The organism is Shewanella sp. MR-4 (genome assembly GCF_000014685.1).
Classification (GTDB): Bacteria; Pseudomonadota; Gammaproteobacteria; order Enterobacterales; family Shewanellaceae; genus Shewanella.
Window position 1 is genome coordinate 3,496,644 of the sequence record NC_008321.1, and the last position, 24,908, is coordinate 3,521,551.

19 protein-coding genes are annotated in these 24,908 nt (G+C 47.0%); 6 read left to right on the forward strand and 13 right to left on the reverse strand.

The features are described from left to right. The first annotated feature begins 27 nt into the window (after nt 1–27). From SHEWMR4_RS15350 to SHEWMR4_RS15360, 3 genes are all read left to right on the forward strand, one after another. On the forward strand, nt 28–1,518 hold the full coding sequence (locus tag SHEWMR4_RS15350) for a CoA-acylating methylmalonate-semialdehyde dehydrogenase (protein WP_011623677.1): 1,491 nt from the start codon (nt 28–30) through the stop codon (nt 1,516–1,518). 16 nt (nt 1,519–1,534) lie between these two features. Further along, nucleotides 1,535–1,900, forward strand: a complete 366-nt coding sequence (locus tag SHEWMR4_RS15355; protein WP_011623678.1) for a cupin domain-containing protein — start codon at nt 1,535–1,537, stop codon at nt 1,898–1,900. 184 nt (nt 1,901–2,084) lie between these two features. After that, nucleotides 2,085–2,807: a TorF family putative porin gene (locus tag SHEWMR4_RS15360; protein ID WP_011623679.1), complete on the forward strand. Its 723-nt coding sequence runs from the start codon at nt 2,085–2,087 to the stop codon at nt 2,805–2,807. A 64-nt stretch (nt 2,808–2,871) separates the two neighbouring features. Here the strand turns inward: SHEWMR4_RS15360 and nagP are convergent, their stop codons facing one another. The 8 genes from nagP to SHEWMR4_RS15400 form a co-directional block, all read right to left on the reverse strand. After that, nucleotides 2,872–4,170, reverse strand: coding sequence for an N-acetylglucosamine MFS transporter NagP (nagP, locus tag SHEWMR4_RS15365; RefSeq protein WP_011623680.1), 1,299 nt, complete (start codon nt 4,168–4,170; stop codon nt 2,872–2,874). 339 nt (nt 4,171–4,509) lie between these two features. Further along, the gene (nagX, locus tag SHEWMR4_RS15370) at nt 4,510–5,697 is read right to left on the reverse strand and encodes a transmembrane glucosamine N-acetyltransferase NagX (RefSeq protein ID WP_011623681.1); all 1,188 of its coding nucleotides are present in this window, start codon (nt 5,695–5,697) and stop codon (nt 4,510–4,512) included. Between the two features lie 138 nt (nt 5,698–5,835). Continuing rightward, on the reverse strand, nt 5,836–6,972 hold the full coding sequence (nagA, locus tag SHEWMR4_RS15375) for an N-acetylglucosamine-6-phosphate deacetylase (RefSeq protein WP_011623682.1): 1,137 nt from the start codon (nt 6,970–6,972) through the stop codon (nt 5,836–5,838). Nucleotides 6,973–7,015: 43 nt separating this feature from the next. Next, nucleotides 7,016–8,014: a glucosamine-6-phosphate deaminase NagB-II gene (gene nagB-II / locus SHEWMR4_RS15380; RefSeq protein ID WP_011623683.1), complete on the reverse strand. Its 999-nt coding sequence runs from the start codon at nt 8,012–8,014 to the stop codon at nt 7,016–7,018. A 58-nt stretch (nt 8,015–8,072) separates the two neighbouring features. After that, nucleotides 8,073–8,981, reverse strand: coding sequence for an N-acetylglucosamine kinase (gene nagK / locus SHEWMR4_RS15385; RefSeq protein ID WP_011623684.1), 909 nt, complete (start codon nt 8,979–8,981; stop codon nt 8,073–8,075). Between the two features lie 223 nt (nt 8,982–9,204). Continuing rightward, nucleotides 9,205–11,895 carry a family 20 glycosylhydrolase gene (locus tag SHEWMR4_RS15390; protein WP_011623685.1) on the reverse strand — a complete coding sequence of 897 codons (2,691 nt, stop codon included), beginning with the start codon at nt 11,893–11,895 and terminating at the stop codon, nt 9,205–9,207. Nucleotides 11,896–11,923: 28 nt separating this feature from the next. After that, nucleotides 11,924–13,411 carry a methyl-accepting chemotaxis protein gene (locus tag SHEWMR4_RS15395; RefSeq protein ID WP_011623686.1) on the reverse strand — a complete coding sequence of 496 codons (1,488 nt, stop codon included), beginning with the start codon at nt 13,409–13,411 and terminating at the stop codon, nt 11,924–11,926. After that, on the reverse strand, nt 13,411–14,397 hold the full coding sequence (locus SHEWMR4_RS15400; protein ID WP_011623687.1) for a substrate-binding periplasmic protein: 987 nt from the start codon (nt 14,395–14,397) through the stop codon (nt 13,411–13,413). Before SHEWMR4_RS15400 ends, SHEWMR4_RS15395 begins: the two co-directional genes overlap by 1 nt. Before the next feature lie 490 nt (nt 14,398–14,887). On the opposite strand from SHEWMR4_RS15400, the gene SHEWMR4_RS15410 reads away from it, so the two are divergent. Then, a complete protein-coding gene (locus tag SHEWMR4_RS15410) occupies nt 14,888–15,790 on the forward strand; it encodes a sulfite exporter TauE/SafE family protein (RefSeq protein ID WP_011623688.1) in 903 nt (300 codons plus the stop codon). A gap of 37 nt (nt 15,791–15,827) precedes the next feature. On the opposite strand, the gene SHEWMR4_RS15415 is transcribed toward SHEWMR4_RS15410, so the two are convergent. From SHEWMR4_RS15415 to SHEWMR4_RS15425, 3 genes are all read right to left on the reverse strand, one after another. Then, nucleotides 15,828–16,478 (reverse strand): putative 2OG-Fe(II) oxygenase, encoded by a 651-nt coding sequence (locus tag SHEWMR4_RS15415; protein WP_227499207.1) that lies wholly within the window; start codon nt 16,476–16,478, stop codon nt 15,828–15,830. A gap of 20 nt (nt 16,479–16,498) precedes the next feature. After that, nucleotides 16,499–18,034, reverse strand: a complete 1,536-nt coding sequence (locus tag SHEWMR4_RS15420) for a tryptophan halogenase family protein (RefSeq protein ID WP_011623690.1) — start codon at nt 18,032–18,034, stop codon at nt 16,499–16,501. 62 nt (nt 18,035–18,096) lie between these two features. Next, a complete protein-coding gene (locus SHEWMR4_RS15425) occupies nt 18,097–20,760 on the reverse strand; it encodes a TonB-dependent receptor (protein ID WP_011623691.1) in 2,664 nt (887 codons plus the stop codon). A 426-nt stretch (nt 20,761–21,186) separates the two neighbouring features. On the opposite strand from SHEWMR4_RS15425, the gene SHEWMR4_RS15430 reads away from it, so the two are divergent. Next, entirely contained in the window at nt 21,187–22,203 is a 1,017-nt protein-coding gene (locus SHEWMR4_RS15430; RefSeq protein ID WP_011623692.1) for a LacI family DNA-binding transcriptional regulator, read from the forward strand. Between the two features lie 60 nt (nt 22,204–22,263). Here SHEWMR4_RS15430 and SHEWMR4_RS15435 read toward each other — a convergent pair whose 3' ends face one another. Together SHEWMR4_RS15435 and glnB are read right to left on the reverse strand one after the other, a co-directional pair. Further along, the gene (locus tag SHEWMR4_RS15435) at nt 22,264–23,553 is read right to left on the reverse strand and encodes an NAD(P)/FAD-dependent oxidoreductase (RefSeq protein WP_011623693.1); all 1,290 of its coding nucleotides are present in this window, start codon (nt 23,551–23,553) and stop codon (nt 22,264–22,266) included. 192 nt (nt 23,554–23,745) lie between these two features. Then, a complete protein-coding gene (gene glnB / locus SHEWMR4_RS15440) occupies nt 23,746–24,084 on the reverse strand; it encodes a nitrogen regulatory protein P-II (RefSeq protein ID WP_011073353.1) in 339 nt (112 codons plus the stop codon). A gap of 237 nt (nt 24,085–24,321) precedes the next feature. Between glnB and SHEWMR4_RS15445 the strand changes: the two genes are divergently transcribed. Beyond that, nucleotides 24,322–24,834, forward strand: a complete 513-nt coding sequence (locus tag SHEWMR4_RS15445) for a GspH/FimT family pseudopilin (RefSeq protein WP_011623694.1) — start codon at nt 24,322–24,324, stop codon at nt 24,832–24,834. The last annotated feature ends 74 nt before the right edge of the window (nt 24,835–24,908 follow it).

Sequence of the window (24,908 nt, forward strand, 5' to 3'; positions counted from 1 at the left end):
AAATTGGGGGCAATTGAAAGGTTACCTATGCTGACAATGACTCATTATGTGAATGGCGAGCACTCCGCCGCCAGTACAAGAAGCCAAGAGATTTTCGAACCCGCTACGGGAGAATGCCGAGGTCAGGTCTCCCTCGCGAGTCGCGACGAAGTCTCCGCCGCCATTGCTATCGCCAAATCGGCCTTCGACACTTGGTCACAGGTAACGCCCCTCAATCGTGCTCGTGTGTTATTTAAGTTTAAAGCGCTGGTCGAGCAACATATGGATGAGTTGGCGCGACTGATTACCTTAGAGCACGGCAAAGTGCTCGATGATGCGCGGGGAGAACTCATCCGCGGCCTCGAAGTCGTCGAATTTGCCTGTGGTATCCCACACTTGCTCAAAGGGGAGCATACGGAGCAGGTCGGCGGTGGCGTAGACGCTTGGTCAGTCAATCAAGCTTTAGGTGTTGTCGCAGGCATAGCGCCCTTTAACTTCCCCGTGATGGTTCCCATGTGGATGTTCCCAATCGCGATTGCCTGCGGTAACACCTTTATTATGAAACCCTCGGAAAAAGACCCAAGCGCGATAATGCGTATTGCGGAATTACTCACCGAAGCTGGTCTCCCTGCGGGGGTATTTAACGTGGTCAACGGTGATAAAGAGGCCGTCGATACCCTGCTCAGCCATGAAGATATTCAAGCCGTCAGCTTTGTTGGCTCCACCCCGATAGCCGAATACATTTACAGCACCGCATCTAAACACGGTAAACGGGTGCAAGCCTTAGGCGGCGCGAAAAACCATATGCTACTGATGCCGGATGCGGATTTAGATCAAGCGGTGAGTGCCCTCATGGGCGCCGCCTATGGCAGCGCCGGCGAGCGTTGTATGGCCATTTCGGTGGTATTGGCCGTAGGAGATGTGGGCGACAAGCTGGTCGATAGATTATTACCGCAAATTCAACAGTTAAAAGTGGGCAATGGCCTCACCCCAGAGATGGAAATGGGACCGTTGATCTCCCGCCAGCACCTCGCCAAAGTCACGGAATTTGTCGACGCTGGCGTCCAAGAAGGCGCGACCTTAGTGGTAGATGGTCGTCAGTTAAGCGTGGCCGATCATCAGCAGGGTTACTTCTTAGGGGCCTGTTTATTCGATAACGTCACCCCTGAGATGCGTATTTACCGCGAAGAAATCTTCGGCCCAGTGCTGTCGATTGTGCGGGTTAAAGACTATGCCAGCGCACTGGCGCTTATCAACCAACATGAATTTGGCAATGGCACCGCCATCTTTACCCAAAGCGGTGAGGCTGCCAGACATTTTTGCCACCATGTGCAGGTCGGTATGGTAGGGGTTAACGTGCCCATCCCAGTGCCTATGGCCTTCCACTCCTTCGGTGGCTGGAAACGTTCGCTCTTTGGTCCCCTGCATATGCATGGTCCTGATGGGGTACGTTTTTATACCAAACGTAAAGCCATCACGGCACGCTGGCCCGTAGGCAAACAGACTCAGGCCGAGTTTGTTATGCCCACCATGAAATAACCTCGGTGGAGCCAATATGACCATGAGCGTAACCTCGATCATTCGCTTTGCCAGCGCACAGTCGCCGGTGGAAAGTTATCAAGTCGCCCCAGAAAAGCGCATCTCTGGTAACCCCACCCAGCAATTACAGAATCATTACTCTAGCCCCTGTAATCAATTCCATAGTGGAATTTGGCAAAGCGAATCAGGTGCTTGGAAAATCAACTACACTGAATACGAGTATTGCGAGATCCTCGAAGGGACCAGCGTCATCACAGATCTTGAGGGACAGTCACAAACCTTCAGTGTCGGCGACCGATTTATTATTCCTGCGGGGTTTCAAGGGGTGTGGCAAGTCGTTGAACCGTGTCGCAAGGTTTATGTCATCTTCGAACAAAAGTGAGTTTCATAGGGGTGCTTTTTACCTCGTTTAACCAAGCTAAAGCGATTTAGCTTAACTCGCCATGAGGTCACAGCTACGGGGTTTCCTGAGTTGTTGTTTGGCAAAGCAACGAATGTACTAGCCTGTTTTAAAAGCTAAAAGAACTTAGTACATCCGTGTCAACCAAGAAAATGGGAGAAATACCGTGAATAACAACCTAAATAAAAAGCGGCTGGCACAAGTTGTTGGGCTCGCGCTAACGACCAGCTTATTCTCCGGCATTACCGCCGCAGAAGTGTCGGGGGAAATTGGCGTAACCAACGATTATCGCTTCCGTGGCATCTCGCAAACTGCGGGCGATCCCGCGGTTCAAGGCGGTGTCGATTGGAGTTTTGAGTCAGGATTTTCGGTCGGCGCCTGGGCCAGTAATGTCGACTTTGACGAGCCAGGTTACAACGGTCCAGATATCGAGTATGACTTTTATGTTGCCTACGGCGGTGACATCAATGATAACGTCAGCTACGACGTGACCCTCAACCGCTATAACTATTCGGGCGAGAGTGATCTCGGCTATTTCGAAGTAACAGCTGGTGTCGAGTTTAGCGGCTTTCGCGTAGCCTATTGGTACACCAATGATTACGGTGGCAGCGATTTAGATTATCACTACGGCGAAATCAATTACTCCTATGAGTTTGTTGAAAACTGGAGCCTCGATCTGCATTACGGCTACAACGTAGGCGATGCCTTAGACGATGGTGAAGGCTTTGATAGCTACTCGGATTATTCCGTCGGCGTATCCACCGAATTTATGGGATTTGGCCTGTCGCTCGCTTGGCTTGGCACTGACTTGAGCGGCGATCAGAAAGTCTCCGACGGTGTGTGGGAAAACGACGATACCGTTTTAGCAACAGTCAGCTACGCCTTCTAATTCACGCCCTGCAATTACCAAAAAGCCCTCTGTTGAGGGCTTTTTTACATCGCGTGATAACCGATTACCAGTGACGCATCTTATGGCCTTTCACGGCATAGAAGAGAATAAACAGGTAACAAGGTAACATCACCATATAACCGCCCTGCTGCCCCATATCGGTGGCCGAACTCGTGAGTCCCCAAAACAGTGGACCGAAAGCACCACCCGCAATCCCCATGATGAGTAATGCCGAACCTGTGCTGGTGAGCTTACCTAAACCCGACAGTGCCAGAGGCCACACCGCAGGCCAAACAATCGCATTGGCTAATCCTAAGAAGGCAATGAAGAGTAAGGTATCAGGCAAGGCCACCCCGCCGAAAGGCACTAACAGCACATTGGCAATCGCGTAGGAATGGTTATCCCCAAACAGTATGGCTAGGGTCAGTAATAGGCCAAGAATCGCCGAAATCATCAGTGCCGTTGGCTGAGAGATAAAGCGAGGGATCAGGATAATCCCTAAGGTATAACCCAGAACCATACACACCATAGTGTATGAGGTCATCACACCGTAATGTTCAACCCCGAGCGATAAGGCAAAGGTACCGATAGTGTCGCCGGCAATCACCTCAACGGCAACGTACACAAATAGCGCGATAACCCCAAATGCAAGGTTAGGATGGGATAAGGCCGCTTTGATTTGGCCTTTATCAGTGTGCTCGGCCACTTCATCTTCATTAGAGAGTTCTGGCAGTGGAGATTTTTTTACAGCAAGTGCCAACACCCCAATAAAAATCGCCATACCGAGGTAAGGGAAAACCAAGCTGTTTGCCATTTCATCAATTTGCACTTGGGTTAACGTAGTCCCAATGCGGTCTTTAAAGCTATCTAAAATCAATGCAGAGAAAACTAAGGGTGCAATCACCCCTGCACCTTTATTCAAAATGCCCATCACGCTCACTCGGGCCGCAGCAGACTCTTCCGGTCCAAGGCGAACCACGTAGGGATTGACCGCAGTTTGCAACAAGGTTTGGCCTGTGCCCATCACTAATTGCGCACATAAAAACAGACCAAATATTTGGGTTTTAGCCGCAGGAATAAACAGTAAGCCGGCGAGCATCATGATGCCCATCCCCAGTGCCATACCATTTTTATAACCCACTTTACGGATCACCCACGCCGAAGGTAGCGCGGTAAAAGTCACTGCAATGTAGAAAGAGAACAGGATTAATGAGGCTTGGAAGGGATTGAGTTGCAAAATTTGTTTTAAATAGGGCATCAAAGATCCATTCAACCACGTTGCGAATCCGAGGATGAAAAAGAGTGCTGCCACTATCGCCATGGGGAGAAAACTGCTTTTCTGCTGGCTTTTATCGAGTGTCATTTCCATAAACCTGCTTCTTATAGTAATTAATTTTTTAAGGTGATGGCGGGACTAAAAACCGCTGAGTATTCCGCACATCCGTATCGCAACTCATCTGCAATGGCTAATGTTATCATCCGAACGCACCATTGTTTCAGTGATGTTAAAACAAACAACACAAAAAGACAACGCTGTCATTTGCGATTTAGCCCGCAAAATGGCCTTGTTTGCCCAGAATGAGCCCTAAACTCTCAGTTAACCGCTGATTTACAACCAAAGATGCTCTGAGCTCTTTGTGTGCTAGAAATAAAAAAGCCACAGAGGTGAGTCTGCGGCTTTGAAAAAAATCTGCTATCGACGTTAGATCCGCACAAAAATATTGCGACGATACATCCAATACAGCACTAACCATTGAACGGTGAGCAAACCAATCACGGCCGCTAAGGGCTGAGCATTTTCTGGTAATGCCGCGATAACGCCACCGAACACACTCTGGGCGATATACTTCCAATCCACCAGACTAGAGGCCAAATAAATAATGATGGCGTTAGTGCCTATCACCACAAAAATAAAGGTGAGCTTTTGCCATTTGAGCACATCCACTAGGGCATAAAACAGCGCTAACAGCAGCATGCTCCAACCGCTAGTGACCAATACAAATGAGCTTGTCCACAGCTCTTTATTGACGGGAATAACCCCATCCAGCAACCAGCCTAGGGCCAAACAAACACCACCAGCAACGCTCAATAAGCCAACCTTAGCCCACTCCCCTTTTGGATGGGATTTCACAATAAAGTGACCGACAAACACACCCGCTAAGGCGTTGACTACGGCGGGCAGTGTCGATAACACGCCTTCAGGATCGGGCGTTCGTCCTTGATAACTCACACCTGGCAATAAAAGGCTATCCACATAAGCATTGATTGACTCAGTGGGTGATAACACTCCAGCCTGTCCACCAGGAAACGGCAACCAGAGTTGCATCGCGCCATAGGCCACTAATATGCCCAAGGCCACCAGCACTTGGGTCCTCAAACTGGTATGCCACACCAACAAGGCGGCAAAAAACCACGCAAAGGCAATTCGACCTAAGACGCTGGCATAACGGACTTTCTCAGGATCGGCAGGCACCCCCGTTCCCCAACCATGGTTGTAAAGAATGCCCAGCAACAACAAAAGAAACAGTCGCTTAATCCCGTGGCGATACACAGGCATACGCTCATGCATTGGTAGTTTATCTAAGCGTTTTGGCGATAATCCAAGCGCAACACCAGAGAGAAAAATAAACAGCGGAAAAATCAAATCATAGAAGCGAAACCCATTCCACTCGCTATGGTGCATTTGGGTATCACCCCATTGCCAGCCAGCCCAGCCCGTCAAGATAAGCAAGGCGCCAAATAGGGCTTCACCACCTAAAATCCAAAACATGTCGAAGCCGCGCAAGGCATCGAGGGACATCAACCGCGGTTTTGACTGACTCTTTTTCGCGGCAGCATCCTGAGCATTCACGCCCGTATTGGCGACAGATCCCGGCGCAGTCGTACTCATACCATTATCCTTTATTATTGTTATTTCACTAATTTTATAACTTTTGAGCAAAATGCAGACTGTACAATAAAAAAACTTAGCCCCTGTCATCAAAATACGACAAGGGCCAAGGTTAACGCTTTACTGACTCAACCCACACTAAGGGCGAACATAAACCGCATTTCCAGCAATATAGTTGGCCAGCACTTTGTGTTGATTATCCAGTAGTACTAAATCGGCACGCTGCCCTACCGCTAACCGACCAACGTTCTTGGCAATGCCAAGGAACTCGGCAGGATACAAAGACGCCATCCGCAAGGCCTCACCGAGCGGTAAACCGAGCATCTTCACGCTGTTCTCAACCGCGGTCGCCATGTCTAACACACAGCCTGCCAGTTCACCCGTCACCGCATTTAATCTATCGCCGACACGCAGCACCTGAGTACCAAACAGCTCAAAACTGGTTTCATCATCCATGCCTACTGGTGGCATAGCATCGGTCACTAACATCACTTTGCCACGGGGTTTAGCGCGCAGGGCGACCCTTGCGGCAGCTGGATGAACATGGTGGCCATCGACAATCAAACCACACCAAGCGGTTTCGCTCTCAATCGCCGCGCCCACCATGCCTGGCTCACGGGAACCTAAGGGTGACATAGCATTGTAGAGGTGAGTAAAGCCTGTCGCCCCCGCCGCTAATGCTGCGACAACGGTATCGTAGTCCGCATTGGAGTGGCCTAAACACACTTTAACGCCCGACTCCACCAACAGGCGGATCACCTCGGGCGAGACATTTTCAGGCGCTAAGGTCACCACTCGAATACCTAAATCCTGACGGCAAAAAATCGCCAGTTCAGCCTCGGTGATCTCACGGATAAAGCCTTGTGGATGTACGCCTTTTTTAGGTACCGAAAGATGCGGGCCTTCAAAATGTACGCCTAATACGCCTGCACTCTTTTTCGCGACCGCACTGGCAACCGCATCGGCAGCCTTGGCCATCACCTGCACATCATCAGTGATAAGCGTGGGTAAAAAGCCTGTGGTACCAAAGCGAGCATGCGCCTTGCCTATGGTTTCAATGCAAGCGACCGTTGGGCTGCTATTGAATAACGCGCCGCCACCGCCGTTAACTTGTACATCGATAAAACCTGGCACTAGGGTGCCTGAGTAGCGAATTTCCTTAGCACCCGATGCGGTGTCTAAGCTGGCGATCAGCCCATCTTCAATGGTGACAGGCACATCCCGATGGAAGGCTTCACCATCAAACAGTTGCTCGGCAATTAAGGTGAATTTCATCCCAAACCTCTTTTCAAATTAACGCGGCGACAACGGCCATTCATTACAGCGTTTGAGTGACTTTTTTCAGCCCAGCGGGTTGGTCAGGGTCAATACCACGGGCAATCGCGACTGCGGCCACGTCGATATAAAAACGTTGCAGCAGGGCTAACGGCGCAACACGTGGGTGAATATCCGTCGACGTTTGATTTAAGTGCACTAAATCGGCGCCACGCTGACTCACATTTTCAATCTGTTCGATATGGCTAGCGTACGACTCATCGCCAATGCAGACATCCACAATCGTGAGTTTTTTCTCCACTAAGGTCACAGGACCATGGAGGAACTCAGCACTACTAAAGGCTTCGGCATGGATAGAACACACTTCTTTTAACTTAAGTGCGATTTCCTTAGACACGGCATAACCTAAGCCACGGCCTAAAACGACTAAGTTTTTCACGTTTTCAACCGATGCTGGAGTCAATTGTGGCTCAGCATCGACCGCAGTTTGCAGTGCTTGCGGTAATGAGTTAACAGCCGCCGCGAGGGATTCGCTCTGCGTCCACGCCGAGGCTAATTGTAGAATCGCCGACAGAGTTGCAAGGTAGCTCTTGGTTGCGGCAACGGCTTTCTCTTCGCCAGCACGTAGCGGCACTACCACATCGACGATATCCTTGATTGGCGCGGTTTCATCGTTCACTAACGCCACACAAAACGCGCCTGCGTTTTTTGCCATACGCGCCTGGGCTAAAATATCAGGGCTGCGGCCAGATTGCGAAATCACAATCACTAATCCGCCTTCTAACTTCAAGGTTTTACCGTAAACGCTGGCCACTGATGGCGCGGCGGCAAAGGTGGGTACACCCGCTTCGATTTCAAAAAGATATTTAGCAAATACACCCGCATGGTCCGATGAACCACGGCCCACAATCATCACAAAACGGGGATCGAAAGCACGCAGTTTTTCACCTAACTGCTGCATTAAATCGGCGTTAGCGGCTAACTGACCCGCAATCTTCTGCGGCGCGGTGCGAGCTTCTTGCTCCATAATAGTGTTTGTCATGTTATTTACCTTACAAATCAATACGGGTATTGCTTTAGCACTGATGCGCTAAAACGGCTTATTCATTAATGTTAACTGAGTTAAATTGCTGTTGAGCGAAGTACATGGCACCCATTTCTGGCGGCGCTAAGGTTTCAGAAATCTTGGCCACCACATCGCTGCCAAGCCATGCCTGTAGCGGTTCGGCAAGACCACCGATCATCGAGAATCGCACTGGATTGAGGCTAAACAGCTTGCGTGCCATTTCACTGATGTAATCGGCGCCTTCCTGCACAATCCCGCGAGCGACTTCATCACCCGCGTTGGCGCAATCGAGTACACTTCTGGCCAATTCGGCATAGCAACTCGAAGACTTACCGGCGAGATGCTCGACGATGCCCAAGGCATCACTTACCCCAAAATGCTTTAATAACATCTCGGTTAAAGCAGTCGGCGCGGCAAAGCCATCGAGGGCGAGTAACACATGCTCGGCGGCTTTTAAACCTAACCAAGCCCCACTGCCCTTATCTCCCAGCGCAAAACCGTGTCCGCCAATGCTTAAGCTGTCATCACCGACATGGGCATAACCGCAAGAACCTGTACCCGTAATGATCACCGCACCATCCGCGCCGCGGTGTGCACCGATACAAGCGGTATGAAGATCGGTTGTGACATACATGGCGGCAAACGGATGTTGCCAGCTGATCACATCCTGATACAGGCGCGGCACATTGACCCCTGCCAGCCCTAAGCCCGCGACGAGTAAATGGCTATCGGTTTCCTTCATGCCCGCATCCAGCAGAGCTTGGCGAGTCGATGCTTCAATAGATGCAAATGTTTGTGCAAGACCATGCAGCGGATTAGCGCGCCCAGCAACACCTGTCCCTAAAACGGTACCGTCCGCAGTATAGATAGTGGCTCGGCACTTACTGCCGCCCCCATCAACACCGATAAACAGTTGTTGATCTTTTGTCTGGACTAACCCCATGACACCCCTCTTCATCTCTTAATGCAGCGCTACCGTTGCTTATACTTATGCCGTTAATACGACACTCAACTTTAGTTAACTCAATGTTACAGTAAAAATGACAGCGTTGTCATTTATTTTTTGAAGCAATTTCTAATCAAATGTCAGGCGAAAGAATTGACTGAAAGTGAAAAAGAAAAAGGCTGTATTTTTATTTTAAAATACAGCCAGATATAGCTTTTTATTAATTAACGACTAAGCTGCGGCCTTTACGTTTTCCATCGGCCGCGATGGCGCGGATCTCAACAGGGCCCGTTACCGCCTGCCCAGCTTGATAGGATTGCCATTGCCCACTCGCTTGGCGCCATTCAATCTTGAGTCCTGGATAAGCGACGTTGGCAAACAGTTTACCGTCACGGATCTCGGCGCCGACGGTCGGCACTCGGTAATCGATACCCGCTTTATCGAGTTTGATAAACTCCTTATGTCCTAAGGTGTTAGCCATTTGCTGCCAAGATTGCGCCTGAGCCTCACGCATAGCAGCGGTGAAATGTCCCGTAGTTTGATTATACAAAGCGCCTTGATATTGATATGGCACTTCCCACGCGGCTTGATGCCAAGCACGCTCCGCCAGCATCAATAAACGCGGGAAAATCATATATTCCACGGTGTTATCACTGCGGATGGTTTCACTCCAGAGCTGGCCTTGTAATCCGGCAAAGGCTTTACCTTGTTCCCTTGGGCCAGATTGTTTGCCCTTCTCATCGGTTCTGGCCCTATCGTCGGCCTCAAAAGGTAGATTTTGAATATCGGTCCACTGCTCCGCGTTTGCCACTAAGTTGTCCGGCATAAAGCTAAACACTTTGTGCGCGTTGGTTGCGCGGCTTGCCCAGTAGTAGCCATGCTCCTTAGGATCGGCTTCATAGGGGAAATCAAAATAAAGCACCTCAGGGTTTGAGAGCACCACATCCCAGCCGTTGTTGACTTGCTGATTGGCATGCTCATAGCCCTTATAGGCAATCACATCCCAAATGTTGGATTGGACTTTAGCAGGCATGTTGCTTGGGCGAACATGGCTCATGCCATCGCTCCAACCCGCCGCTTCGATGCCTTTACTCGCGAGCTGATTCGAAATGCGCTCAATAAAGTACGCCCCTAAATCGTCGATGGATTTCACGCCTTTATCGTTATTGGCCACAAAGTCCAAACAAGCTGGCGATTGCTTCCACGCCCCTGCCGTTTCGTCGGCACCGATATGGTATCGGGTTAATGGCTGGCCCGCTGCTTGGTGTAATTTTGCAATTTCATCAATGACTTTATCGACAAACAGATAGGTCGACTCCATGCAGACGTTCAAGGTGTTATCGTTGTAATACTGCACCGAAGAATACACTGTGGTGTCCGCCGCATCCGACAACAGATAGGTTTTAGCTTCCTCAGCTTTACCTTCGGCCACTAGCTTACGGTAACGCGCCTCCATCGATTTTATCGCCGCGCGGCTATGGCCAGGCATGTCCATCGAAGGGATCACTTGAATTTGGCGCGCATCGGCATATTTAACGATGTCGATATAGTCTTGTTTGCTATAGAAACCGTTGACGGGCACATCCGCAAAAGGCCCGCTGCCAAGCTGCGGTAACAGACAGGTATTTTCCTCAAGATCGTGGCAACGCTTACTGCCGATGTCGGTCAGTTCCGGCAGGCCATCGATCTCTAGGCGCCAACCTTCATCGTCGGCCATATGTAGGTGCAATTTGTTGAGCTTGTATGCAGCCATTTGATCCAACAGATCAAAGACCAACGCCTTGCTATGGAAGTTACGGGCCACGTCGATATGCATGCCACGGAAGGGATACCTTGGGCTATCCTCAATCGTCATGGCATTTACGCGCAGATCCTGCACATCAATCAAACTAGCAAGTGACGATAACGCATAGGAAAACCCGGCAGCATCGGCTGCGGCAATATCTATAGCATCCGCTTTGATATCCAGCAGATAGCTGCCCTCAGCGCCTTGACGCCAGTTCAGCTTTACCGCTACACCTTGTTCTGACTCGTTAACGCCTAAGCGCGCTAAACGGGAAAGTGCCGCCGCCAAGTGTTTAGAATCCAAAGATTGTTGCGCGGCTGATGCGTTAGTGACTGAACCGAAATCCAGTTTAATACCAGAGGTCAGTGACACGGCTTTATCTTGGCTGTGGATAGCGACTTTTTGCGGCGTCGGAATAATGGTATTGACCGCTAAGCTGGCATCTTCACTGACCTGTTGATTATTGCTAAACAACTGCGCAGGCGTCGCAGGCGCTAATTTATCCGCATCGGTACGGCGATACTGCTTCACCATATCGGTGTACGCCTCAACATAGGGGCGCACTTCCATCTGTGTCTCAGGATCTTGCTGCACTTGCGTGCTGGCGATCACCACTGGCGATAAATCGCCTGCAACTATGTAATAGTTGGGCATGGCATCGGTTTCTGAGAGCTGCCACAACTCACCGCGGAACCTTAGGGTCTTTTTCTCGCCCTTGCTAAAACCGTTAAATGCCTCAGTGGGCGCGATGCGATAGAGATCGCCCTTGATATGCGTAATACTAAACTCTTTGCTTTCAACGGCTTGAACTGGGCGCATTTGACTAAAATAAATCGCCCAATCACGGCTCTTAAGCTCAACCTCTGGGACAAAATCGATTTCAGCAACAAAACAACGACCTTCGGCGGCGGCTTTGTCACAGCTATCGTCGGGCCTGTTAGTGAGCACGCGATAACTCACGCCCAAGGTATCCCCAAACTGCTGCAATTGCGCTTGGGTTAATTGGTTGGGCTTAGCCTGCTCAGCAGTACTTGAGCTAGGCACTGCCTCGGTTTTAGGCACATCGCTACAGGCCGTTAAGCCCAGAGCCAATAAAATCGCGGTGGCGGCAATCGTTTTATTCATGATATTCCTTTTCTAGCTTCAGAAATGGCTACAATCTGAAGGAAGTTACTAACGTCCGCAGTCTTTCCCCTTGGTGAAACAGTCGCTCACTCGATTGTGCTAAGTGCTCACTATCGAGGGAGGCTGAACCTGAGACATTGGCAAGATCATTTAATGTACGAGAAATCGCTTCGGTGACGCAGGTCTGCTCCTGCGCCGCATGGGAAACTTCGATATTCATATTACTGATATTGGAAACTAAATCAGTCACTTTAGACAGCACTAGCTTAATTTCTTCCGAACGGTTGACCCCTTGATTGGAGAGAGTCTGGCTCGATTGCATCACATTCACGGTTTCGGCAACTCGGCTCTGCACCTGTTGGATCATTTTTTGGATCTCACCCGTCGCCTGTTGGGTGCGGCTCGCTAATGAGCGCACTTCATCGGCAACAACGGCAAAACCACGCCCCTGCTCACCCGCTCTGGCGGCTTCAATGGCGGCATTTAGGGCGAGTAGATTAGTCTGTTCGGCAATGCTGTTGATCACCACCACGACTTCATCGATGCGTTGAGTTTCCTGTTGTAGCTGCGATACCGATTGGGCAGAACGCGCTAATTCCCCCGCTAATTGACGGGTAATGGCTAAGCCCGAGTCAAACTGACGCTGCCCGTCGTCGACCGCTCTATCGGCTTGGGTTGCCGCATCGGCAGTACGTTTTGCATTGATGGCCACTTCGTTGGCACTGGCACTCAATTGAGTCACGGCAGTGACCGCGGCTTCGGTTTCTTTAAGCTGAGCTTGCACCCTTTGATTGTTGCTTTGCGACAGCGTACCCAGCGCCTTAGCATCGCCCAATAGCAGGCCCGAAGTTTCATGCACTCTGGTAATAGTGCCATGAATTTGCTCGACGAAACCGTTGAAAGCATTGGCAAGTTTGCCGATTTCATCTTCGCTCTCCACGGGTAATCTGTGGCTTAAATCGCCATCACCATTGGCGATTTCTTCTAACGCGGCGACAACTTTATCTAAGGGACTAATCACTAAGCGTTTGAGAATGATGAAAATCACTAATAGACTGCCCGCTAAAATCAGCAGTGCCTGTAAAAAGTACCCCAGCAGTAACTCAGATAATTGCGCCTTAACCGGCAAAGTAGAGAAGGCAATGGTTAAACGCCCTGTCGGATTACCTTGGTCGCTGAACTGTAACTCTCTTGTTTGTAGGTCGCTTGCGGCAACGGCCTCGGCTTGTTTGTCTTCGGCGAGCAACTTACCCCGATGATCCACAACGGTGATTTGATAGATTTGCTCAGACTTTAACATGACAGACAACACCGCACGGATCTGCTCGTAGTCGTAGGTAAAAATCGGCTGCGCCATGGTGACCTGAAGATTAGCAACGGTATTGTCTTCAAAGGCCATTTCGTTGCTGGTCAAGCTATCGCTCGCCAACCAATAGGACACCCCAAACAGCACGCTGACTATCATAAATATCGCAGCTGCTAACCCAATTTGTACTTTTAAGGCTAATGTTTTCATTATTTTGCACCTTGCATACTAAATAGATCTAACCACAACTCTTGGCGTTCAATGGGGGTTAAGGGACTTAAATCGGGCGTATCGAGACGAATAATGACGCGCTGCTCAAACTGGGCATCACGGTAGAGCTTGTCTATCTTAAGCTCACGATTAAACATCTCATCGAAGCTGCCGTCGCTTATCATATTTTCGAGTCCGGCCAAGATTGCCGCCGCTAACTCGGGGCGTTTTGGGGACACAAAAAAATATGCTGGCGAACGGTATTGCAGCAGGATATGAGTATCGATTTTCAGCGCAGGATCGGGGTGGCTTGCGAGTTCATCGCCAATTTCCTGCGCGCCGAGGGCAAGGTAATCGAATCGCCCCCCCTCTAACATCGGATACAGGTTGGTGTATTGATAGCTAGTCACAACTGGCAAACCATTGGCTTCCAGGATACTGGCATCGGGCCAATAGCGGTTTTGCCCTGCTTTTAATCGCTTAAAATCCGCCAGCGTTTTTATATTGGCAAATCTAGCCTCATCCGTTTTGCGGATAATTAACAGGCGGTTACCGAGTAATCCCTTAAACAAGGGGATACGAACCGGGAGCACGGTTTCCTCAAGCTCCTTAGAAGTCATGCTCCAAAAAACATCGACAGTACCAGCAAGCGCTTCTTCGACCTTACGTTTTTGGTTCATCTGCGTCGACATTTGTTCGACCTGATAGGACTGACCTGAGCGGCGCAGCGCCTCTTTGAGGAGATTAAACTGCCACTGCTGTTGGATTGTGGTCACTATCTTGATGGGAGCAGCATTGTTTGCCGTAGAAGAGCCTGCAGTAGCGGCATTTGTAACCGTAAACGACGCCGACTCCACGGCGGCTATCGCGGTGAAACTAAAAGCACAAACCATAGCGCTCGCCCAGAGTCCAAAGATGGGCATCAGCAAACGTTTAGCAAAAGTAGTTACTACGCTGCCAAGCAGTGTAGCAATATGAATAACCATGAATCGCAGCCTCTTTTTTATGACTGGAATATCCAGCGAGTTTTATTTTTTAATGCCGCTAACTTGTCTGCTTATCCGAAGCAAGGTCGCTCTACCTAAAAAAATGGCTGGGCACTGCTTACAGTACCCAGCCAACGCTAGTTTCTGGGGAGAGACTATCAAAATATTAAAGACAAACGTATCGCCGCCCGACCAGCAATACTTCTGCCAAGTACATGAATAAGGAGACCTCATCCTCTTCATGCAGACCTTACAAAACAACGAATCACACAAGCAGATGACAGCGTTGTCATTAATTAAATTACACAAGAAAGAACAGGTTTTCTACATTTTTTTGACATTTATCGATATTTTTTTAGCCAAAACACTTTTAATCATTAAATATCAATAGATTATGTTTTAATTTTTTATTTCCACACCAGTGTGACAACGCTGTCCTTGACTGATAACATGCATGCAACAACTCACCCACTCCACTCAATAACTCAAAATGCTGCCATATGGTCTTATCTTCAAACGTAGACATATTAACCTCGGTCAATATTATCGAACGTTGGCAATCGTCCTTGTGCTATTGAGTGCATGGCTATGTTGGTTAGTCCAATTTCATCAACCCATTGAGTTAATAAAACAATACGGTCAATTTGTGTTTTTGGGGATAACGGGAGCCATCTTCGCAAACGCCACGGGAGCGGGAGGTGGAGTGATCTTTATTCCGGTGTTCTCTAGTTTAAATTTCAGTGAAGTTCAGAGTGTCTCCACGTCATTTATGATCCAATGTTTTGGTATGACGGCAGGGGCGATTTCATGGTCAGACTACTATCGAAGACACCATCACCATGACAAAACCTGGTCAGGCTTTATTCCGAGCATTTTATTAGCGGCAACCTGCTCAGTACTTGGCCTTTGGAGCAGTCAGTTATGGCAATTGAACTCACCTTCCTCGCTGCATACCAGCTTTAGCCTTTTTTCCATCGTATTAGGGATAGCGATCATCATCAGCAGCCAGAGGCGTACTCTTCAAAGCCATCGCCTCAACGCCCTAGACTATTGCTGGCTAGCAGTAATTGGTTATTTGGGCGGGATCATCACGGCCTGGTTATCGGTTGGCGTGGGCGAACTGCTAGTGATCTATCTGATGTTACGGGGAGTGTGTGCCAAGATGGCCGTTGCCATCGGAGTGGTTGTCTCGGCGATCACCGTCTGGTCGGCAAGTCCGATACATGTGTTTGCAAGTAGCAGTCATGCCCTATTCGAACTGGTACTGTTTGCAGGCCCTGGCGCAATTATCGGCGGTTTATTAGCGCGAAAACTGGCGCTATTTCTCCCAGTCAAAACCTTAAAGCTGTTTTTCTCAAGTTGGATTATCTTGACTGGGTTTGTAATGATTTGACCTTCTGACAGACAGAAATTAGAGCTGAAAATGTTATTCAATCCAGCGGAGGAAAACCGACTTCTATCACTAAACAAGTCCGAGGTAAGGTGTTTTTATGGACCGTTGTGCCATGTAAAAAACGAGCATCATGGCAAATCAATCTTCCCGCCAGAGAACTGACTCTATATTGCTGCGCCAAAGGATACTCACTGCATGACTTACCACGCATAAGCTGCCGATTATCATCCTGAATAAAGACTAAATCAGCACTATTTTCAGGCACATCTGTATAATAAATTGCAACTAAATGCGGTATAGACCAATCATCATTCGCATGCCTGTGAGCCACGGCATCACAACCATACTCCATACGATTGGCCCAGGTACGGTGATACTTTAACTTTCTAATATTTCTCGTTTTATCAAATCCAAGCTGTACCGCTGCATCAAAAATGCACATCAATATCCAGCGCCCTAAAGGATTGGACTTAAAATTTAACAAATGAGGAATTGGATGGGTTTGATGCAAGTGAACCGTAGATAAGGCTCGTCCCCCATTAGCATCAGGTACGTTTGCCTCATTTAGCACTTCTGGTAACGCAAACAAGGCATCAATTGTTTGATAAGTATCGTCTTTACCTTCAAAACTATCATACTGTTCAAAATCATAGATACAGATTGCGTTATCAAATATTGGCACTAACATTATAGCCATCCAGATTAAAATTAAACCTTTGTAGAACGAGCCTGCTCAAAGGCCTGCTTTAAGCCTTCAAGCCAATCTCGATGTTTTAATAGCATTGAAGCCGCTTTAACGACTAGCTGATCATTTCCTTTCATTAATGCATCACAATGCTGAACTTCTTGTGCTGATAAGACTGTAGCAGCCGTGTTGAACTTCATTCCATACAACACATAAAGGAAGTTTTTATGGTCGAACAACTCAAAACGCCCAAAAAAATCAGATGCATAAGGAGGTCTTAAGGCAAAACGCGCAAGTCGCTGATGTAGCTCCTCAGATATAGTCTCGCTCTTTTTATTATCGAGCCAGAAATCCGAGTCTGTTCTATCTGAAATGCAGTAATGCAATTTAATAAAGTCCACGACTCTTTCCCACACATAGGTCGTGACCTGATTATAGTGAGGCGTGAGCACATCGATATCTTCCAGATGTCGAGGGAAATTAAGTGCAAGTAATTCAGCAGAAAAGTCCGATACCAATATCGACGTTGCTTCTAGCGGTTCCACAAAGCCTTGCGCTAACCCTAATGCAACACAATTCTGATGCCAAAATGTTTCTCTGTAGCCGACCTTCATTGGAATTTTACGCGGATTAAATTGAGCTTTATCGATGCTTAGATAGTCGGCGTATAAGCCTAACGCTTCGTCATCACTCATATGGCGACTAGAATACACAAAACCAGTACCACGCCGAGTCGTGAGTGGAATATCCCAAATCCAGCCTGCTTTATGGGCTGTCGCTGTGGTGTAGGGGTTAATCTCCTCATCGGCACCCAGTGCAACCTGCTGAACGAGTACTGTATCAGTTAGTAACTCATCAGCTTTACTCACAAAAGGCACTTTGAGGGTTTTATCAATTAAGATTGAAGCAAATCCACTGCAATCCACATAAAAATCAAATGCGAGTGAAGTATCATCCGCAGTCACTAAATGGGTAATTCGGCCGGATTGACAAACTTCGGCACCTTTAATCGTGGCAAATTGATGCTTTACCTTAAATCTCGACTTGGCGTTGTTAGCGAGAAGAACTGCAAATTTCAAGGCGTTGAAGTGATAGGCATAGGACAGTGCGCCTTCATAATCGCCAGAACCTTTACGTTTAGGCGATAATCCTAACTCACAAATCCGAGCTTGGATCCCGACATCATCAAAGGGCCGGTCAGCAGCATTTGCCAGCCAATAATTCGATACATCGACACCCGCGGGATAGGGGGTATCAAAACTATGATAGTAATGATTTTCTCCATGTCGTTCTGGGTCTAACCAATTAACAAATTTAATCCCTTGCTTAAAAGTTGCATCGCAAGTCAGTAGCATCTCAGCCTCTGAAATACCAAAACGTTTCAGCCCTTTGGCAAGATAAGGCACACTTCCTTCCCCCACGCCAATGGTTGGTACGTCTAAAGATTCTATCAGGGTGATCTCGATTTCCGGGTCGTGACATAACTCTGCGCCCAAATGGTTTGCGGCTAACCAACCCGCTGTTCCGCCACCAATAATTGCAATGCGTTTGATTTTCATCGGCTTTGACTCATCTATAAAAAAGCCCAGTCGAGACTGGGCTTTTAGACTAAAACAACATATTAGAATACAAAACTTGCGCCTAACTTGTAGGTAGTTTCGCCTTTAAACGACCATGTTGGGAAATCGTCTTGGAGTGCAGGTTTAACTTCTGTGCCTACGCCAGCCGCACCATATTGCACATCGTCTTCAGCTGTTAAGTTAACAATTTCAAGACGTAAAGCAATGGCTTCTGTAACGTTCCAACCTAAAGTCACATCCAGAGTACCAAAGGCATCGTGCATGCGGTTACCGTAGTATTTGCCGTATTCACGAACCATATACTCAGAACGCCAGTTATAAGCTGCACGAGCTGAGAAATCATCATTTTCCCAGTAACCCACTAAGTTCGCACTGTGCTTAGAAGACTCAGTGAACATACCGATGTTATCAGTATACACTTCGGCAGGAGCGGTACCATCTGCGTAGGTATAGTTAGCGTTAACACCGAAACCATTGTCGAAAGCGTGGTTTAACTGTAACTCGATACCATCGATCTCACCACCACCCGCGTTTTCATAATTGTTTACAGTCCAATTATCGGCAGGGGTTTCTAAGTCATTGTTCACTACGCCAATCTGTTGATTGTATTGGGTAGTAGCAACAATGAAGTTACTGATATCTTTGATAAAGTATGTAGCAGAAACTAAGTTGCCATCACCATAGTAGTATTCAAGGCTTAAGTCAGCTTGTGAAGACTTCATTGGCTTTAAGCCAGGATTACCGTAGGTGATCTCTTCGTTACCACGTCTATCATCTGGATAACCAGTTGATGTTGATAAGAATAAGTTATCGTAGTTAGGACGAGTAATTGCTTGTCCTGCTGACATACGTAAGATCAAGTCAGGTGCAAGGTCGAAAGAAATGTTAAAGCTTGGCAATACATCACTGTAGCTGTCGCTGATGCTATGGATTTCTTCGCTCCAACCTTGGTTCACACTTAAAACGTCTGCCGGCGAGTTATCGATGATATGACCGCTAGAAGTCACGTCAGTTTGGATGTAGCGTAAACCGAAGTTACCACGGAAGCCTTCACCGTCGAATGAGAACATACCGTACATCGAGAAGTTATCTTCTTCGATCAGGCCGTAAGCTGAACGGCTATAAGCAAATTGGTCAACTAGAGATTCTGTCGCGTTGATCATTGCATCAAGGTCGGCCTTAGGAATAGTCCAACCGTCATAGCCTAACTTCATGGTGCCGCTGTAAAGATCTGAAGTCTTGAACTCATTCTTCTTAGCTGGGTCGTAAATAGCACGGTATTCACTCTTTTCAAATTCATGTTGAGTGTAACGCACGCCGGTTTCAAACTTATTGATAACGCCAAAATCTAAGTCAAAATCAACATCTAACTGCAGATAAGTTTCTTCGTCAGAGTTAGGTCCTTTGATACCAGTCCAAGTTGAAGTACCAACAGTAGTGTCTAGCTGATCTTGGGTGAATCCCATGTCACGGCCATTGATGTCAATTTGCTTGCCAGTCGCATCAACGGTACCCGCCCATTTCACCTGACCAAACTTGTCACCCCACCAACCATAACCAAAGTTAGCACTCATCTGAGTACCGCCTTCAGCCTTAGTTTTACCTGCTACACCAGAGATAGCAAAACCGTCACCTTTATAATCCGCATTTAACTCAAAGGTATCAGATGTCATTTCACCTTTACGTGCCCAGTTTTGGAAGAACACGTTAGATGGGTCACTTTCTGGAGTTACGCTCAGAGTACACACACCCGCAGCGTTAAACTGTTTACAGTGAGAAGCTCCTTCACCCCAGTTAGTGTCGGTTTCGATATACATGTTGGCACCAATACTATCAGCACCAAGCTTGAGTGATAGTACGTGAGCACCAAATTCTAAATTGTCTGTTGGACGGAATTGCACTGTTGCATCGAGCGCAGTCCGCTCTTGTTCTTGCAGGAAGCTAGAGGGTTGAACCGAAGAACGGCCGCCCCAGTCGAGGTCCGCTTCAGTACCAGTACGCAGATATTCACGGTCAATGTATGACCCAGCGACTAAAACACCGAAGGTTTCATCGTCATTTTTCCAGCTATATAAACCAGATAGCTCAGGTGCAACATCTTCGTTCACTGAACCGTATTCACCTTTAACAGAGGCAAATACAGAGTTCGCATCCATATCTAACGGTTTACGAGTCTTAACAATCACAGTACCACCGATACCACCCTCAACGAGGTTAGCTTGGGTAGACTTATACACTTCCATACCACCAATCAGTTCTGATGGCAGCATAGAGTAGTTGAATGAACGGTCTACGTTCATTTGATCATACCAACCTGTTGATGCAACGTTTTGACCATTCAAAGTAGTCAACGTCATTAACGGATCGGTACCACGAATAGAAACAGAGCTACCTTGACCAAATGTGCGGCCAACAGTCACACCAGGAACACGTCCTAAAGCTTGACCTACGTCAGAATCAGGAAATTTACCGATATCTTCAGCCGTTACCGCATCAACAACTGCATTTGAAAATCGTTTTTCGTTGATATTGGCTTTGTTTGAAGCACGAATACCGCGCACTTCAATCTTTTCAATATTTTCAGGTACCGCTGCTGCAGCGGCTGCTTCAGCCTCTGCAGCAACAGCACTGATTGAAACAGCGCTGCCGAGTAGGATAGCAATGTTTGTAGCTAGTACACTTTTCTTAAAGGATGATGGTCGCATCTCGTTTCCCTTCCATAACTTTATTATCGTTTTAGTATTCATAACCATTCCGATGGAATGACAACGCTGTCATGTCTAGTGCAAACATTACACAATAATTAACAGCCTTGCCACAACAAAATAACTCTGGACGAAAAAAAATGTCATAAAGCGAAGTGTTGAGAAGTGAAAAATCAATATATTTTAGCAAAAATAATCACTTAGATATTTTGATGTAAAATTACAACTTACAACCGAGTGTTAACAGTTGAAAAATGCCTCAGTTTGTAACAATTCAGCATTGCTATACGCGGTAAATGCTCGCACTATAAGAAGCATAATAAAAAGTAAGCTGACAACGCTGTCGGCTTGTAAATTGCGCCTAAAGGATTTAGGTTCATCAATTAGCTAGCCCTTCGCACATTTGAATAAAGAGTTTGTAGATCAATGAAAGTCACTATCAACGACGTCGCTAAATATGCTGGAGTGTCAATCAAGACAGTTTCCCGCGTAACCAATAACGAACCTTCGGTAAAACAAGCCACGGTTGATAAAGTGAACGAGGCCATCAAGGCATTAAACTACCAGCCCAATCTCGCGGCCAGAAACCTTGCTGGCACAAAATCCTATGCCATTGGTTTTATTTATGATAATCCCAACGCTTATTACATTATTGATATGCAAAACGGGATTTTGTCGGCCTGTAAAGATAAAGGCTATGAGCTGGTTATTCATCCTTGTAACGCCAAATCTGACACCATTTGTGATGAACTGACTCAACTCGTGAAACATTCGCGACTGGCTGGTTTAGTGTTAACACCGCCTCTTTCTGAAGATCCTAAAGTACTTAAAGCCTTAAGTGATATTGAGGCCAACTATGTGCGAATTATTGCCGGCGAAGGTAATAAGGAGCAGGATGGACTGACGATTTTAGTCAATGACAAATTTGGTGCGGTTGAGATTACTCAGCATTTGATCGACTTAGGCCATAAAGAAATTGCCTTTTTAAGTGGTGATCTACACCACGAGTCTACCAAAGAGCGGTTACTTGGTTATAAACAAGCATTAACAAAAAATCGCCTGCTTCTGAATGAAGATTACATAATTGAAGGAAAATATTCATTTGAGTCGGGTGTAGAAGGGGCTAACACCCTGATCAAACAGAAGAACCGTCCAACAGCGATTGTTGCCTGTAACGACGAAATTGCAGCAGGGGCACTTTTTGCTGCTCGTTTAGCAGGGCTAGATATCCCTGGCGATCTATCCATTGTCGGCTTCGAAGACAGCCCATTCTCACGCCAAACCTGGCCAAAACTAACAACAGTGCATCAACCTAACGCTGAAATTGCCCAAGTGGCAACAGAGCTGTTAATCGCGAAACGCCGTGAACAAGATGCCAAGTTTGCAAAAACATTTACGCCAGAGCCAGTGATCCGAGACTCTTCAGCCTCTCCCAAACATTAATTTTCAGCCCTGCAAGGCTAAAACAAAACAGAGAGCCAAGGCTCTCTGTTTTGTTTTTAGTTAATGCAATTTCAGCTTTGGCCTTTGCCATTTCAGCAGCTTTTGCGCAATGCGATAAATAATTGCGGAGAACCAGCCATATAGGCTCGCTAAGTGTCTTTGGTATAACGAAATATACATGATCCTTGCGATATGACCTTCCACGAAGAAAGTCCCAGAACGCAAATTCCCCATTAGATTACCGATCGCAGAAAAACGACTTAAAGACACCAGAGAACCATAGTCTTTATACACAAAAGGTTTTTCTGCCTTCCCTTGCAAACGGCTCACAATATTCTCATACAGGGTATCCGCCATTTGTGCTGCCGCTTGAGCGCGCGGTGGCACAGGTTGACCCGACTCCAAAATTAATAGAGCGCAATCCCCAAGTGCATAAATGTCTTGATGGCCTTTAACTCGCATACAAGCATCAACTTCCACTTGATTGCGTGGCGTAATGGGTAACTTAGAGAAGTTTTGAAACGCTTTTGGACCTTTCACACCAGCCGCCCACACTTTAAGTCCCGCTTCGATAACGTCACCATCCTGTGTAATAAAGCCATCGCGGGTGACTTCCTTAACCTGCACCCCGATATGCAAACGGATGCCAATTTTATCCAATACCGCTTGAGCTCTTGCGCTCACACGTTCGGGTAACTGTGGGAGAATTTTGGGAGAGGCTTCAATAAGATGCACATCAAGATGATGCTTAGAGATATTGAGGTAGCCATACTCTTTCACCGATTCAATGACATGGTGAAGCTCTGCGGCTAATTCGACACCAGTGGCACCTGCGCCAACAATACCTATACTTACTTTCTCTTGTGTTTCATTGAGTTGCAGTAATGCATCCAATAATTTTTGATGGAATAAGTTAGCGTTATCTAAACTATCAAGGAAAATACAATGCTTCTCAGCACCTAGGGTATTAAAGCTATTAGAGACCCCGCCTAAGGCTAGCACTAAGTAATCGTATTCAATTTGACGGGGCTCAAGCAGCAATTCACCCGAGTCACTATAAACCGCAGCAAGTTGGATGGTTTTGGCATCGGGTTCACATTGCTCAATTTCGCCACGAATGTATCGATAACCATTCTTAAGGCCATGATCTCGATACAACAATCCCTCTATAGACTGGTCAATAACCCCAACAGCTACTTCGTGTAATTTTGGCTTCCAAATATGGATTGGGCTTTTATCAATTAAGCAAACATCGACGACATCACTACCGCCCATCTTGCGGCCTAATTTAGAGGCTAGCGCTAAACCTGCCGCCCCACCACCTACTATCACGATTCGTTTCGTAGCCAAAATAACAACCTCAACAAGCCTATTTAAGTGGCTAAGTTATACCATGGAACAGATAAGAGATAACTACTTTAGTCTAACTAAAGAGGCAATTTTGCATTAAAGATATTTCAGGAACAGAAAGACTTAGTCCCATTAATCATAAATTTTAAGCAACAAAAAAGGGCCTAATGGCCCTCTCTTTAAACGGATAAATCACACCGCTTCTTCGTTTTCTTCACCAGTTCGAATGCGGATAACACGTTCTACATCGGTTACGAAAATCTTACCATCGCCGATTTTACCTGTACGAGCTGTTTCCACAATAACATCAATCGCTTGGTCGACTAAATCATCTTGAATCACGAGTTCAATTTTCACTTTAGGTAAAAAGTCGACCATATACTCAGCACCACGGTAAAGCTCGGTGTGCCCTTTTTGACGGCCGAAGCCTTTGACTTCAAGCACTGTCATCCCCGTGATACCTATCTCAGCAAGTGACTCGCGTACATCATCCAATTTAAAAGGCTTAATAATCGCTTCAACTTTTTTCATCAAACATTCCTCGGCACTTGCTGACAGATAATCAAATAGAATGCCATTAGCTTACACGGGGTTAGGCGATTATTGAAGTATAGGTAGCGCTTTCCTCATAAAACACAGTTTCTATAAAACAATTCTTAGTCCGTAAAAATCTAAAAGGCTCATTGGTGCGCTTCTATACTATAACAGCAGCAGTTTTGCTCCAAAGGCTCGTAGGATGCGAGCGACATTTATAACAAAGGAACTGTTATGAAAACTCTACCACATGGCTTTAGCTTGATTGAACTCATCACTACGGTATCCATTTCTACCATTCTGTTATCGATTGGTGCTCCCTCGTTAAGCGATTTCAACACGAGATTCAGGGCTGATAGTAATATCAAAGTCATCCAGCAAACACTGATGCTCGCCCGAAATCATGCTATTTCCTTCAATCGAAAAGTGACTGTCTGTGCCTTAAGCAACAATCAGTGCACATCTAACTGGCAGCTTGGTTTAACAGTATTTATTGATGTTAACAGCAATAGTCAACTCGATGGCAATGAAACGACTATTTTTACCACTAACGCTTTTAATGCCAGAGATACAGTTATCTACAATCGAACCTTAATTCGTTTTCAACCAGATGGTCTTGCCTCTGGTACTAATGGAACATTGAAGTATTGCCCATCAAGTCCCACCAGCCCATACTCACGAGGGATTGTGGTAAATCAAGCTGGCAGGGCAAGACTATCGACTGATGCCAATATCCGCTGCGGATAAATGGCGAGAATTGATAGAGGCCAATATCAACTGACAACATAAAAGGATTGAGACTATCTTTTAGAATTTAAACA

Bases quoted from the DNA above. Each gene is read 5' to 3' on its own strand.
- SHEWMR4_RS15350 (WP_011623677.1), top strand. From the start codon at position 28: ATGCTGACAATGACTCATTATGTGAATGGCGAGCACTCCGCCGCCAGT.
- SHEWMR4_RS15355 (WP_011623678.1), top strand. From the start codon at position 1,535: ATGACCATGAGCGTAACCTCGATCATTCGCTTTGCCAGCGCACAGTCG.
- nagP (WP_011623680.1), bottom strand. From the start codon at position 4,170: ATGACACTCGATAAAAGCCAGCAGAAAAGCAGTTTTCTCCCCATGGCG.
- nagX (WP_011623681.1), bottom strand. From the start codon at position 5,697: ATGAGTACGACTGCGCCGGGATCTGTCGCCAATACGGGCGTGAATGCT.
- nagA (WP_011623682.1), bottom strand. From the start codon at position 6,972: ATGAAATTCACCTTAATTGCCGAGCAACTGTTTGATGGTGAAGCCTTC.
- nagB-II (WP_011623683.1), bottom strand. From the start codon at position 8,014: ATGACAAACACTATTATGGAGCAAGAAGCTCGCACCGCGCCGCAGAAG.
- nagK (WP_011623684.1), bottom strand. From the start codon at position 8,981: ATGGGGTTAGTCCAGACAAAAGATCAACAACTGTTTATCGGTGTTGAT.
- SHEWMR4_RS15390 (WP_011623685.1), bottom strand. From the start codon at position 11,895: ATGAATAAAACGATTGCCGCCACCGCGATTTTATTGGCTCTGGGCTTA.
- SHEWMR4_RS15395 (WP_011623686.1), bottom strand. From the start codon at position 13,411: ATGAAAACATTAGCCTTAAAAGTACAAATTGGGTTAGCAGCTGCGATA.
- SHEWMR4_RS15400 (WP_011623687.1), bottom strand. From the start codon at position 14,397: ATGGTTATTCATATTGCTACACTGCTTGGCAGCGTAGTAACTACTTTT.
- SHEWMR4_RS15410 (WP_011623688.1), top strand. From the start codon at position 14,888: ATGCTGCCATATGGTCTTATCTTCAAACGTAGACATATTAACCTCGGT.
- SHEWMR4_RS15415 (WP_227499207.1), bottom strand. From the start codon at position 16,478: ATGTTAGTGCCAATATTTGATAACGCAATCTGTATCTATGATTTTGAA.
- SHEWMR4_RS15420 (WP_011623690.1), bottom strand. From the start codon at position 18,034: ATGAAAATCAAACGCATTGCAATTATTGGTGGCGGAACAGCGGGTTGG.
- SHEWMR4_RS15425 (WP_011623691.1), bottom strand. From the start codon at position 20,760: ATGCGACCATCATCCTTTAAGAAAAGTGTACTAGCTACAAACATTGCT.
- SHEWMR4_RS15430 (WP_011623692.1), top strand. From the start codon at position 21,187: ATGAAAGTCACTATCAACGACGTCGCTAAATATGCTGGAGTGTCAATC.
- glnB (WP_011073353.1), bottom strand. From the start codon at position 24,084: ATGAAAAAAGTTGAAGCGATTATTAAGCCTTTTAAATTGGATGATGTA.
- SHEWMR4_RS15445 (WP_011623694.1), top strand. From the start codon at position 24,322: ATGAAAACTCTACCACATGGCTTTAGCTTGATTGAACTCATCACTACG.